At 70.3% G+C, this 12,376-nt stretch carries 14 protein-coding genes; 2 read left to right on the forward strand and 12 right to left on the reverse strand.

All coding sequences use genetic code 11. The annotated features are described in order from the left end of the window. Positions 1-2: 2 nt before the first annotated feature. The 10 genes from recF to ACO073_RS05385 all read right to left on the reverse strand — a co-directional run bounded on the left by recF (position 3) and on the right by ACO073_RS05385 (position 9,254). Positions 3-1,205 (reverse strand): DNA replication/repair protein RecF, encoded by a 1,203-nt coding sequence (gene recF, locus ACO073_RS05340; RefSeq protein ID WP_421996015.1) that lies wholly within the window; start codon positions 1,203-1,205, stop codon positions 3-5. After that, positions 1,202-2,320, reverse strand: coding sequence for a DNA polymerase III subunit beta (gene dnaN, locus ACO073_RS05345; RefSeq protein ID WP_421996017.1), 1,119 nt, complete (start codon positions 2,318-2,320; stop codon positions 1,202-1,204). Before dnaN ends, recF begins: the two co-directional genes overlap by 4 nt. Positions 2,321-2,527: 207 nt before the next feature. Continuing rightward, positions 2,528-3,940: a chromosomal replication initiator protein DnaA gene (gene dnaA / locus ACO073_RS05350; RefSeq protein WP_421996019.1), complete on the reverse strand. Its 1,413-nt coding sequence runs from the start codon at positions 3,938-3,940 to the stop codon at positions 2,528-2,530. Between the two features lie 74 nt (positions 3,941-4,014). Beyond that, positions 4,015-4,413: a rhodanese-like domain-containing protein gene (locus ACO073_RS05355; RefSeq protein WP_421996021.1), complete on the reverse strand. Its 399-nt coding sequence runs from the start codon at positions 4,411-4,413 to the stop codon at positions 4,015-4,017. 363 nt (positions 4,414-4,776) lie between these two features. Then, on the reverse strand, positions 4,777-5,091 hold the full coding sequence (locus ACO073_RS05360) for a hypothetical protein (RefSeq protein ID WP_421996023.1): 315 nt from the start codon (positions 5,089-5,091) through the stop codon (positions 4,777-4,779). A gap of 23 nt (positions 5,092-5,114) precedes the next feature. Continuing rightward, on the reverse strand, positions 5,115-5,378 hold the full coding sequence (gene rpsT, locus ACO073_RS05365; protein WP_421996025.1) for a 30S ribosomal protein S20: 264 nt from the start codon (positions 5,376-5,378) through the stop codon (positions 5,115-5,117). A gap of 127 nt (positions 5,379-5,505) precedes the next feature. Further along, positions 5,506-6,285 (reverse strand): enoyl-CoA hydratase, encoded by a 780-nt coding sequence (locus ACO073_RS05370; protein WP_421996027.1) that lies wholly within the window; start codon positions 6,283-6,285, stop codon positions 5,506-5,508. Between the two features lie 79 nt (positions 6,286-6,364). Further along, positions 6,365-7,204: a bifunctional DNA-formamidopyrimidine glycosylase/DNA-(apurinic or apyrimidinic site) lyase gene (gene mutM / locus ACO073_RS05375; RefSeq protein WP_421996029.1), complete on the reverse strand. Its 840-nt coding sequence runs from the start codon at positions 7,202-7,204 to the stop codon at positions 6,365-6,367. Positions 7,205-7,210: 6 nt separating this feature from the next. After that, positions 7,211-7,918, reverse strand: coding sequence for a YggS family pyridoxal phosphate-dependent enzyme (locus ACO073_RS05380; RefSeq protein ID WP_421996031.1), 708 nt, complete (start codon positions 7,916-7,918; stop codon positions 7,211-7,213). Beyond that, a complete protein-coding gene (locus tag ACO073_RS05385; protein WP_421996033.1) occupies positions 7,911-9,254 on the reverse strand; it encodes a tetratricopeptide repeat protein in 1,344 nt (447 codons plus the stop codon). The genes ACO073_RS05380 and ACO073_RS05385 overlap by 8 nt, the downstream gene beginning before the upstream one ends. Positions 9,255-9,359: 105 nt before the next feature. Here ACO073_RS05385 and ACO073_RS05390 point away from each other — a divergent pair, with 105 nt between their 5' ends. Beyond that, a complete protein-coding gene (locus ACO073_RS05390; protein WP_421996035.1) occupies positions 9,360-9,938 on the forward strand; it encodes a Smr/MutS family protein in 579 nt (192 codons plus the stop codon). On the opposite strand, the gene ada is transcribed toward ACO073_RS05390, so the two are convergent. Then, positions 9,857-11,005, reverse strand: coding sequence for a bifunctional DNA-binding transcriptional regulator/O6-methylguanine-DNA methyltransferase Ada (gene ada / locus ACO073_RS05395; RefSeq protein WP_421996037.1), 1,149 nt, complete (start codon positions 11,003-11,005; stop codon positions 9,857-9,859). The two genes, ACO073_RS05390 and ada, sit on opposite strands and share 82 nt — an antisense overlap. A 65-nt stretch (positions 11,006-11,070) precedes the next feature. Further along, positions 11,071-11,310: a DUF1127 domain-containing protein gene (locus ACO073_RS05400; protein ID WP_421996039.1), complete on the reverse strand. Its 240-nt coding sequence runs from the start codon at positions 11,308-11,310 to the stop codon at positions 11,071-11,073. 142 nt (positions 11,311-11,452) lie between these two features. Between ACO073_RS05400 and gcvA the strand changes: the two genes are divergently transcribed. Beyond that, positions 11,453-12,376 (forward strand): transcriptional regulator GcvA, encoded by a 924-nt coding sequence (gene gcvA / locus ACO073_RS05405; protein ID WP_421996041.1) that lies wholly within the window; start codon positions 11,453-11,455, stop codon positions 12,374-12,376.

Raw genomic sequence — 12,376 nt, forward strand, 5'->3', positions numbered from 1 at the left:
GGTCAGGCGGCCGTGATCGAGCCGTCGGTCACGCGCAGCACCTGCGCGCGGCCCGCAAGGGGAGCGAAGAGCCCGGCGTCGGTGCCGGTCATCCAGGTCTGGCCGCCCAGCGCGACCACCTCGTCGAACAGGGCGTCGCGTCGCTCGGCATCGAGATGGGCCGCGATCTCGTCCAGCAGCAGCAGCGGCGCCCGCCCGCGCGACAGGGCGACCAGGCGCGCATGGGCGAGGGCGATCGAAACCAGGATGGCCTTCTGCTGGCCCGTCGACCCTTCGGCCGCGGGAAGGTCGAGATCGAGATGGCGCACCGCGAGATCGCTGCGATGCGGCCCGCAGCATGTGGTGCCGGATTCGGCGTCGCGCAAGCGGTTGGCGCCCAGCTCCGCGCGCAGCCGGTCCTCGGCGTCGATGGCGGCCATGGTCGCCAGCCAGCCGTCGACCTCGCCGGCCATGGCGAGCGCCGCGCGCGGGAAGGGGCCGACGCCCAGCCGCGCGGCGGCGTCGAGGCGGTGGACCGTGTCGGCACGGGCGGCCGCGAGCGCCACGCCGTGGCGCGCCATCGTGTCCTCGAGCGCGGTGAACCAGTGGGGATCGCGGTTGCCTTCGCCGAGCAGGCGGGCACGCTGGCGGAGCGCGTTCTCGTAGGCCGCGACGTCGCCGGCATGCTGGGGATGCAGCGCCGTCACCAGCCGGTCGAGGAAGCGCCGCCGCTCGCCCGGTCCGTCGAGGAAGAGACGGTCGAGCTGGGGTGTCAGCCATACCGCCGCGACGTGCTGGCCGAGGACCGTCTGGCTGGCGGCGGAACGGCCGTCGATGCGCACCGCGCGGCGCAGCGTGCCCTCGGCGCGACCGGCCTCGAGGCCGGTGCCGATGGCCAGCCTTCCGTCGGGCGTGTCCAGGGTGGCGGCGACGGCCCAGCCGGCGGCGCCGGGGGCCTCGCCGCGGGCCCGCCGGCAGACCTCGTCCAGCCGGGCCCGGCGCAGGCCGCGGCCCGGCGCCAGGAAGCTGAGCGCCTCCAGGAGGTTGGTCTTGCCGACGCCATTGGCGCCGACCAGCACGATGGGATCGGCGCCGCAGTCGAGGCGGAGCTGGCGGTAGTTGCGGAAGTCGGTCAGCCGGAGCTGGCGCACGGCCAGGATGGCCGGCGCTGCGCCGGTTGCGGCGTCGGGAGAATAGGCGAGTGCGCTGATCGGCGGCGCCGTCATACCCGCATCGGCATGAGCACGTAGAGCGCGCTCTCGTCGGCGCCGTCGCGCACCAGGGTGGGCGAGCCGGCATCGGCCATCAGGAACCGCGCCTCGCCGCCGGCGATCTGCTCGGTGATGTCGAGCAGGTATCGCGAGTTGAAGCCGATCTCCAGCGGCGTGGCCTGGTAGTCGACCTCGATCTCCTCGGTGGCGCTGCCGGCGTCCGGGCTGGTCGCGGAGAGCGTCACCACGCCCTTGGCGACGGCCAGCTTGATGGCGCGCGACTTCTCGGTCGAGATGGTCGAGACGCGGTCCACGGCGTGCGCGAACTCCTTGCACGGCACGTTCAGGACCTTGTCGTTGGCGGTCGGGATGACGCGCTCGTAGTCGGGGAAGGTGCCGTCGATCAGCTTGCTGACCAGGGTGACGCCGCCCGAGGCGAAGCGGATGCGGGTGTCGGACAGCTCGACATCGACCGAGCCGTCGCTCTCGTCGAGCAGCTTGCGCACCTCGTTCACCGTCTTGCGCGGCACGATGACCCCCGGGATGTCGGAGGCACCCTTCGGCAGCGGCACCTCGACCCGGGCCAGGCGATGGCCGTCGGTCGCCACGCCGCGCAGCACCTGGGTATTGTCCGCGGTGGCGGCGTGGAAATAGATGCCGTTGAGGTAGTAGCGCGTCTCCTCGTTGGAGATGGCGAAGCGGGTGCGGTCGATGATCCCCTTGAGGTCGGTCGCCGGCAGCTGGAAGCGGTGCGGCAGGTCGCCCTCGGCCATTGCCGGGAAATCGGCCGGCGGCAGGCACTGGAGCGTGAAGCGCGACCGCCCGGCGCGGATGATCAGGCTGTTGCCGTCGGTCGCGGTCTCGACCTCGACCTGGGCGCCGTCCGGCAGCTTGCGCACGATCTCGTACATCGTGTGCGCCGGCGCCGTGGTCGACCCCGCCTTGCCGACGCTGGCGTCGACCTGCTCGGTGATGGCGAGGTCCATGTCGGTCGCCGCCAGGCTCAGCCGGCCCTTCTGGGCGGTGATCAGGACGTTGGACAGGATGGGAATGGTATTGCGCCGCTCGACCACACTCTGCACATGGGCCAGCGCCTTCAGGAGGGCTGCCCGTTCGATCGTCAGTTTCATGGCTGGGTCGCTGTACGAGGGGCCAAAGAGCGGTTGAGACACCCGTCTCGCCGGCCCCTGGAAGGGCATTGCGGAACGGTTGCAGACTATAGCACGCCGGGTCGGCGCCGGAAGCGATTTCGCCCGTTTTCTGAGGCTCTTAAGCGCTCCCGGACACGAAAACGGGGCCCCTCGGGACCCCGTCCGGCGCCGTGCGGCAGCAGGGCCTCAGCCCTGCAACTGGCGCTTGAGCAACTCGACATCTTCCGCAATCGAAAGGTCGGAAACCTTGAGTTCCTCGATCTTGCGCACGGCGTGCATGACCGTCGTGTGGTCGCGGTTGCCGAAGCGCTTGCCGATCTGCGGCAGGCTGAGCGTGGTGAGTTGCTTGGCGAGGTACATCGCCACCTGTCGCGGCCGGGCGACCGAGCGGGCGCGGCGTGGCGAGCTCATCTCGGCCAGCTTGATGTTGTAGTGCGCCGCCACCCGCTGCTGGATCTCGTCGACGGTCACCTTGCGGTCGGCCTGGCGCAGGAGGTCGTGCAGGACGTCCTGCGCCATCTCCACGGTGATCTCGCGGCCGATCAGCTGGCCGTGGGCCACGACGCGGTTGAGCGCGCCCTCGAGCTCGCGGATGTTGGTGCTGATCTTGTGGGCCAGGAACTCCAGCACCGACACCGGCACCGGGACGCGCGCCCCTTCCGCCTTGGTCTGCAGGATCGAGAGCCGGAGCTCGTAGGTCGAGGAATGGATGTCGGCGACCAGCCCGCTGCCCAGCCGCGAGCGCATGCGCTCCTCGATGTCCTGCAGCTCGCTCGGCGGCTTCTCGGAGGAGAGCACGATCTGCTTGTTCTGCTCGACCAGCGAGTTGAAGGTGAAGAAGAACTCGTCCTGGCTGGCTTCCTTGCCGCAGATGAACTGCACGTCGTCGACCATCAGCACGTCGACGTTGCGGAACAGTTCCTTGAACTGGCTGGTGTTCTTGGTGCGCAGCGCCTGGATGAAGCGGTTCACGAAGCTCTCGGCCGTCAGGTAGAGCACGCGGGTCTGGGGCGAGCGCTCGCGGATGGCGTGCCAGATCGCATGCATGAGGTGGGTCTTGCCCAGCCCGACGCCGCCGAAAATGTAGAGCGGGTTGCGCTCCGGCAGCGGACGGTCCTGCTCGGCGATGTTGCGCGCCGCGGCGTAGGCGAACTCGTTGGGCTTGCCGACCACGAAGTTGGCGAAGGTGTAGCGCGCCTCCGGTCCCTGGAACGCGTCGTCGGCGCCGCGGCCGATGGCCGGGCCGAGCCGAGGCATGGACGAGGGGTAGGACTGGGGCGAGGACGGCACCGGCGGCACGGCGATGATGTCGCTCGGACGGCGCGGCGCCGGCGGCGGGACGAGGTTGACCTCGACGCTCGCGACCTCGCCGTTGACCGACTGCCAGTAGGCGAGCACCCGGTCGCCATAGTGGCGGGACACCCAGTCGCGGACGAAACGCGTCGGCGCATAGAGGCGCAGCTTGCCGGTCTTCAGCTCGCCGAGCTCGACCTCGCCGAACCAGGTCTTGAAGGCCTTGTCTCCGATTTCCTTGCGAAGCCGATCGCAGACGCGCACCCAATGCGCTTCCAGCTCTTTTCGGCCCGCAAGCTCTTCCATATTGGCCCCCGCCACTGTCCGTTGTTCATACGCCGCATTCTTGTTGCTGCCCTGAGCAGGCATCTGATTTCGGTTCACGTTTGTCTCCACGGAAGTCCCGCTGCCTTCCATCCCCCGACGCCGCCACGCTTGCCGTGCGCGTCGAGAGGCCCCTCGAAGCCGTCTGCCACGTTGAGACACGTACTGTAGCCGGCCGCGGTCATGGCTTTCGCCGCCGCGGCCGATCGAGCTCCACTCCTGCACAAGAAGAGCAGCGGCACGTCCTTGTCGACGATCGCTCCCGAGAGAGCGTCGACGAACTGCGGATTGGGCTGCATGCTCGGGAAGACCTGCCATTCGATCAGCGCCGCCTTGCGGGCGAGGCTCTCGAGGTCGGGCAGGCCGACATAGTTCCATTCGGCGCGGGTGCGGACGTCGATCAGGATCGCGTCCTTGTTCTCGCTCAGGATCTTCCAGGCCGTCGTCGGATCCACGTCGCCGGCGTAGCCGGTGGCAGGGGAGACTTCATATGCGCCCGCGATCCTGTTGTCTTTCGCCATAGCCCCCGCTCTTCATTTGCCGCAGGGAGCGATGACGGAAGAGCCGACGACCGAAGGCGGCACGCAGGACGACGATGACAACGATGATCGCGGGTGGGCGTCGTTAGAGGGGACGCCGTCTTGAGTCGATCCATCGTCACCGGCCGCCTGCAGCTCTCCCCTCGTTCGGTGGCGAGGAGGATGCCCCTCTTCCTCGCCGATGGCTCGCGTCTTTGCGCCCCACGCTTCGTCGCGATGGCCCGACTCTTAGACAGACTCGTTGCGCTTCGCAAACGGTTCGGCGGCGAACATCACCCGCTATCCATCCTGTTCTTGTCGTGACTCGATTGACATCGTCGCGATTCCGATTCCTCGACGCTTTTCGTCGTCGACGCTGCTCAACATCTTGCGTCCGGCTGCGTCGGCGAAGCGATAAACGCGAATCGTATGTCGTTCGTCCAAATCCCAACCAAACGAAGTTGGTCGCGCCGCCGGAAAAAAAATTGGAGCACGCTCATCGAGGTGAGCGTGAGCGTAGCGACGCGCTGTGAAATCGTCACGCGCGCGCGCGTCAGGCAAGATGCCGATCGCCGACCCACAAAAGAAAACGCCGCTCGTGAGAGCGGCGTCCATGGTCGTCCGGGACGAGAGAAGGATCAGGCCATCGCCTTGATGCGGGCGGCCAGTCGCGACACACGCCGTGAAGCGGCGTTCTTCGCGATGATGCGCTTGGTCGCCCCGCGCTGCACCTCGGGCTGCGCCGCGCGCAGCGCGGCGGCAGCCGCGGTCTTGTCGCCGGTCTTGATCGCTTCCTCGACCTTCTTCAGCGAGCCGCGCACGCGGCTGCGCCGCGCGGTGTTCACGTCGGTACGGCGCTTCGTCTGGCGCGCGCGCTTCTCGGCCGACTTGTGGTTTGCCATCTCGTCCTCTTGCGTCGGAAGGGCGCGCTTATACGGGCCGGCCGGCACCCGGTCAACCCCGCCGACCGGGCCCCAAAGCCCGGGCCGGCCGGTCGAAATCCCGCGTCCGCGGCGTCGAATTCCGCTCCTAGCGGTGCTTCCAGGCCGCCTTGCGCTTCTCGGCGAAGGCCGCCATGCCCTCGGCCCGGTCCTCGAAGGCGAAGGTTGCGTGAAAGGTGCGCCGCTCGAAGCGTACGCCTTCGGCCAGCGTCGTCTCGAAGGCGCGGTTGACCGCCTCCTTGGCGACCATGGTGGCAGGCAGTGACAGGCCGGCGATCTTCTCTGCCGCCGCGATGGCCTCGTCCATGAGCTGGGCTGCCGGCACCACGCGGCTGACCAGGCCGCAGCGCTCGGCCTCGGCCGCATCCATCATGCGGCCGGTGAGCACGAGGTCCATGGCCTTCGACTTGCCGACGAAGCGCGGCAGGCGTTGCGTGCCGCCGGCGCCGGGAATGGTGCCCAGCGTGATCTCCGGCTGGCCGAACTTCGCGTTGTCTGCTGCGAGGATGAAGTCGCACATCATCGCCATCTCGCAGCCGCCGCCCAGCGCATAGCCCGCGACCGCGGCGATGATCGGCTTGCGCACCTGGCTCACCTTCTCCCAGCCGACGGTGATGAAGTCCTCCAGGAAGACGTCCTGGTAGGACTTGTCCTTCATCTCCTTGATGTCGGCGCCGGCGGCGAACGCCTTGTCGCTGCCGGTGAGCACGATGCAACCGATGCCGTGATCCTTCTCGAAACCGTCGAGCGCCTGGCCGAGCTCGCGCACCAGGTCGGCGCAGAGTGCGTTCAGCGCCTTGGGGCGGTCGAGCCGGATGATGCCGACGCGTCCCTTGGTCTCCGTCTTGATGTTCTGATAGTCGGTCACGGTTCCCTCCATCCTGGCGCGACCTACCTAGAAGGGTTTGGCGTCGGAGGGAACCGCGGCGATGGCCGCTGGCGGAACGTCAGCGCTGGCAGCGGCCACAGTAGAAGGTGGAGCGCCCGGCCTGGACGAGGCGGCGCACCGGCTTGCCGCAGCCCGGCGTCGGGCAGATCGCGCCGCTGCGGTCGTAGACGTTGAACCGGGTCTGAAAATATCCGAGCTCGCCGCCGGGCTGTACATGGTCGCGCAGGGTCGAGCCGCCGTCCTCGATCGACCGCTGCAGTACCTGCTTGATGGCGGCCACCAGCCGGTCGGCGCGCTCGCCCCGCACCGTGTGGGCGGAACGGCGCGGCGAGACGCCGGCCAGGAACAGGGCCTCGCAGGCGTAGATGTTGCCGACGCCGACCAGCGTCTTCTGGTCGAGGAGCGCCGCCTTGACCGGCGTGCGCCGCCCGGCAAGGCGCGCGGCCAGGGTGGCGCCGTCGAACGTCGCATCGAGCGGCTCGGGTCCCAGCCCCTTGAACAGCTTGTGGCCGGGGACCGCCTCGTCGGCGGCGAGGACCATCAGTCCGAACCGGCGGGCGTCGTTGAAGCGGACCTGCCAGCCCTCGTCGGTCTCGAACACGACATGGTCATGCCGCCCGAACGGGTGCGCCGCGGCGCTCGCGGCATCGTGCAGCGTCATGCGGCCCGACATGCCGAGATGGACGATCAGCGTCTGCCCGTCGTCGAGTCGCAGCAGCAGGTACTTGGCGCGCCGGTCGATGGCGCGCACCGTGCGGCCCTCGACCCGGGCGGCGAAACGCGCCGGCATCGGCAGCCGCAGGTCCTTGCGGCGCTGGATGAGGCGAACGATGCGGCGTCCGACCAGTCTCGGCGAAAGACCGCGGCGGACCGTCTCGACCTCGGGAAGCTCCGGCATGGCCCGCTAGGGGCCGCGGTGGCCGAACAGCGCCGTGCCCACGCGCACATGCGTGGCGCCCAGCCGCACCGCGGTCTCGTAGTCGGCGCTCATGCCCATGCTCACCGCCGGCAGTCCGTTGCGGGCCGCCATCTTGGCGAGCAGGGCGAAGTGCAGGGCCGGCTCCTCGTCGACCGGCGGGATGCACATCAGCCCGGCGACCGGCAGCTTGTGCATGTCGCGGCAGGACGCGACGAACGCGTCGACCTCGGCCGGGAGGATGCCGGCCTTCTGCGGCTCCTCGCCGGTATTGACCTGGACGTAGCAGGTCGGGCGGCGGCCGACGCGGGCCATCTCCTTGGCCAGGGTGGCCGCAAGCTTCTCGCGGTCGACCGATTCGATCACGTCGAACAGGGAAACCGCCTCGCGCGCCTTGTTGGTCTGCAGCGGCCCGATGAGATGCAGCTCGAGGTCGGGATGGGCCTGCTTGAGGGCCGGGAACTTCGCTTCCGCCTCCTGGACGCGGTTCTCGCCGAACACGCGCTGCCCGGCGTCGATCAGCTCCTGCACGCGCTCCGGGCCATGGGTCTTGGAGACCGCCACCAGGGTGACGGTCGCGGGATCGCGCCCGGCCTCGCGCGCGGCGTCGGCGATGCGGCGGCGGACCTCGGCCAGGCGGTCGGCCCCGCCCGTCGCGGCATCGGTCACGGCCCTCGCCGCCGCCGGCTCAGGCATCGAGCGCGATCCGCGCGTTCATCGCCTCGGCATTGTCGGGATTGGCGGCCAGGGCCGCGTCGAGCGTCTCGCGGGCCTTGTCCTTGTCGCCGAGGGCGGCGAGGCAGATGCCGTAGTGGCCGAGCAGGCGCGAATCGCCGGGCAGGCTGCGCAGCGCCTGCTCGTGCATCGGCCGCGCCTCGGCCGCCCGGCCGAGGTCGACCAGCACGCTTGCGAGGTTGGTCAGGATGAACGGGTCGCCGCTGGCCGCCCGGTTGGCGCGCTTGAGGGCGCGGCGGGCCTCGTCGAAGCGCTTCAGGCCGCGCAGGGCCAGGCCCTGATTGTTCAGCGCCCGCGGGTCCTGCGACGTCTGCTTGATATAGGGGGCCAGGACCTGCAGCGCGTCCTCGAACTGCTCCTTCTCTATGAGGAGAAGGGAAAGCTGAAGGACCGCGTCGCTGTCGGCCGGATCCCTCTCGAGGGCCTGGCGCAGCAGCCGGGCGGCCTCGTCCTGCTGGCCGAGCGCGGCCTGGGCGGTGGCGAGCGTGCGCAGGGCGCCGCTGAAGCCGGGATCGATCTCGAGGGCGCGCTGGACGGGGCCGACCGCCTCGGCCGGGCGGCCCGCGGCTTGCAGCACGAAGCCCAGCACATGCTGGAGCGGCGCGCTGCCCGGGGCCAGCTCGACCGCGCGGGCCGCTTCGCTGACCGCCTCGTCGGCATGGCCGAGCCCGCTCAGCGCCAGCGCCCGGTCGCCCAGGATCTGGCCGCGCCGGTCGGTGTCCTCGCCGGCGTCGCTCATGGCCATGTCGAGCACGCCGATGGCGGCGTCGAAATGGCCCAGCCTGTAGAGCGCGTAGCCCAGCATGTTGCGGGCTCGCGCCTGCAGCGGCCGCAACGCCTCGCCGCCCTGCTGGATGGCCTGGTCGACATTGCCGATGAGCTCGCCCAGCTCGCGCTCGGCGGCGGCGAAGCGGCCCTGCTCGACATGGATCGAGGCGAGCGCCATCCGCGCCTCGACATGGGCCGGCGCGTTGCGGATCGTGTCGCGGAAGCGGCGGGCCGCCTCGTCGAGCCGTCCCATCTGCCGGGCCGCCAGGCCGAGATTGTAGGACAGCATCGGCTCGTTTGGATCCTTGGCCAGGGCCTTCCGCCACAGGGCCTCGGCTTCGGGGAGCGCGTTGCGCTGGGCCCGGCAGACGGCAAGGAAGTGGAGGATGTCCGGCCGCTCGCCGTACCGCGCGAGGGCGGAGCGGAAGTGCGGCTCGGCACGGTCGAACCAGCCGGCCTTCAGGTACTGGAGGCCGTTCTCCAGATCGGGATCGGGCGCCGGTGGCGCGTTGGGGGGCGCAAGGGCCATGGCGGGCTGTGTAGACCCGACCAGCCGGCAAGGCCAGAGCGATTCCCGGCCGGAAGGCGCTGCCCGGCTGCTGGCGACGGGATGCAATGTGATACACGCAGGGCGATGGCCAAGGATGTCGACCTGTTCGCGGCGGCGATGGCCGATGTGAAGCCCCTGAAGGGACGACGTCCGGGGGCGCGGCCGTCGGGTGTCCTGGCCCGGCCGACCGGCGAGAAACCGGGGCGGCTCCCGGAACGCGCCCCCGCGATGCGCCCGTCCAGGACCATGCCCGACCTTTCCGCCGACGGCGGCGGGTTCGATCGCGACATCTCGCGCAGCCTGTCGCGCGGCCGTGTCGTGCCCCAGGCCTCCCTCGACCTGCACGGGATGACCCTGGCGGCGGCGGAGCGGGCGGTCGCCACCTTCCTGGAGCGCTCGACGGGCCAGGACCTGCGGCTGGTGCTGATCGTCACCGGCAAGGGGATGCGCCTCGAGGGCGGCCGCGTACTGGGCGGGCGCATTCGGGCGGAGTTCGTGGGCTGGCTCAACCGGGCGGACAACCGGGGGCGGGTGGAGGCTGTACGGCCCGCCCATCCGCGCCACGGCGGCGGCGGCGCCTTCTACGTGCTGCTGCGACGGCGTCCCTCCGCCAGCCGTTCCGCGGCCAGCAGGCGTTCCTTGCGCGACACGCCCCAGCGGTAGCCGTTCAGCGTGCCGCCGGCCCCGACGGCACGGTGGCAGGGGATGACGCCGGCGGCCTGGTTGGTGGCGCAGGCGCGGCCGACGGCGCGGGCGGCGCTCGGCTCGCCGATCCGGCGGGCGATCTCGCCGTAGGTCCGGGTCTCGCCGGCCGGGATGCGGGTCAGCTCCTTCCAGACCTTCCACTGGAAGGCCGTGCCCACGATGTCGAGCGGCACGTCGGCGGCGTCGAGGGCCGAGGGCCGGCGTCCATGCAGGCGCGCCAGGACGGCCTTCACGCGCGGGCCGAGGACCCGGTCGTTGCGGGTGATGTCGGCGGCGGGGAAGTCGCGGCGAAGGTCCTTTTCGAGGACGCTGTCGTCGTCGCCCAGGAACACCGCGGCGATCCCCTTGGGCGTGGCCGCCACCAGCACGCGCCCGAAATCGGACTCCGTGGTGGTGAAGTCGATCTGGGCGCCGGCCCCGCCCTTGGCGTAGGTCGCGGGGGTCATGCCGAGCGCCTTGTCGCTGGATTCATAGACGCGGCTCGGCGAGCCGTAGCCGGCGCCATAGAGCGCGTCGGCCACAGAGTCGCCGGCGCGCAGGGCCTTGCGGAAGCGCTGGCGCTTGCGGGCGATCAGCCAGTCGCGCGGATTGACGCCGAGTTCGGTGACGAAGCGCTTGCTGAGGGCTCCGGCCGACAGGCCGACGCGCTGCGCCACCTCGGCCAGGGAGGGCGGGGCGTCGAGGTCCGTCGCGTCGAACAGCCGGCAGGCGTCGGCCACCGGCCGGCTGAGGCCGACATCGGCCTGCCAGTCGCGCGGCCGGCAACGCCGGCAGGCGCGAAAGCCCGCCGCCTCCGCCGCCTCGGGCGAGGCGTGGAAGGAGACGTTGCGGCGGAGCGGCGGCCGGGCCGCGCAGGACGGCAGGCAGTAGACCCCGGTGGTACGGACCGAGAACCAGAACCGGCCATTCCAGGCCCGGTCGCGGCGACGGATCGCCTGCCAGCACGTCTCGTCGTCCGGCAGGCGGGCGGGGAAGGCGGGTGAGGCGAGGGACAAGGTGGGCGGCGGAAGGGCGTGTCGGGTCATGGCGCCATCAAAGCACCGGGACCCGACCCTGCTCTATCCGCCACCCGACGGCAATTGCCGCCCGGTCAGAGCCAGTAGCCCTTGCCGGCCTCGTTCCGGGCGGTCGCCCGGTCGATGCCGATGTCGCGCAGCAGCCGTTCGTCGAGCTGCCCCAGCTGGCGTCGCGAGCGGGCGAGTTCGGCGCGGGTCATGAGTTTCTCGATCCCGACCACGACCACACCGGCCAGCAGCGACGTGGCGCGGCCGAGGGTGAAGGAAGAGGTTGCCGGGCGGGCAATTCCCCGCACGCTGGACAGGGTCGACATGACTTAGCTCCGTTTGAGGCAGACCCGGCCGGATTGCCGAGTTCGACCTCGTGTAGAGCCTCTATTTGCGGTATGATGTGCCGTTCCGCAAAGGACGATTTGTTCGGGGGTGACATAGAAAAACTATGAAGTCGGTGTCCGCATGAGCCGCTCCCAACTGCCGCTCAACGCGCTGCGCGCCTTCGAGGCCGCCGCCCGTCACGCCTCCTTCACCCATGCCGCCGAAGAGCTGCACGTCACGCAGGCGGCGGTGAGCCACCAGGTCAAGGCGCTCGAGGAGCGCCTCGGCGTCGCGCTGTTCGTGCGCCGGCCGCGCGGGCTCGAGATCACCAGCGAGGGCGAGGCGCTGCTGCCCGACCTGCGCGATGCGTTCGACCGCATGACCAACGCGCTGGAGCGCGTCGGCCGCAAGGCCAATTCCGGCACCCTCAACGTCAGCGTGGTCACGACCTTCGCGCTGGGCTGGCTGGCGCCGCGCCTGCACCGCTTCCAGGCCAAGCATGCCGAGATCGAGGTGCGCATGACGACCACCTACCGTCAGGTCGACTTCGCGCGCGAGGATTTCGACTGCGCCATCCGCTTCACGGTGCAACCCGAGCCCGAGCTGCACGCCACGCGCCTGTTCTCCGACGTGCTGACGCCGCTGTGCGGCCGGCGCTATCGCGACAAGCTGAAGACGCTCGACGATCTCCAGCGCGTGCCGCTGATCGACATGACCTACGATCCGGAATGGCCGATCTGGCTGCGCGCGGTCGGCATGGGCGACTTCAAGCCCAAGCGCGTGCTGACCTTCGACTCGACCATGATCGCCGTCGAGGCGGCGATGGAGGGCGCCGGCATCGCGGTCGGGCCGCCGCAGCTCTTTCGCGAGGACCTCGCGTCGGGGCGGCTCTTCCAGCCGTTCCCGCAGATCGTCGACAGCGGCAAGGCGTGGTGGTTCGTCTGTCCGCCAGCCTCGGTCAGCCGGCCCAAGACGAAGGCGTTCGAGGAGTGGCTGATCGAGGAGCTGAACGCGCCGCAGGCCCGCGCGACGCGTCCGCCGATGGCGAGCATGGGTCGCCGCTAG

The sequence above is a fragment of the Reyranella sp. genome (assembly GCF_965229815.1).
GTDB lineage: Bacteria > Pseudomonadota > Alphaproteobacteria > Reyranellales > Reyranellaceae > Reyranella.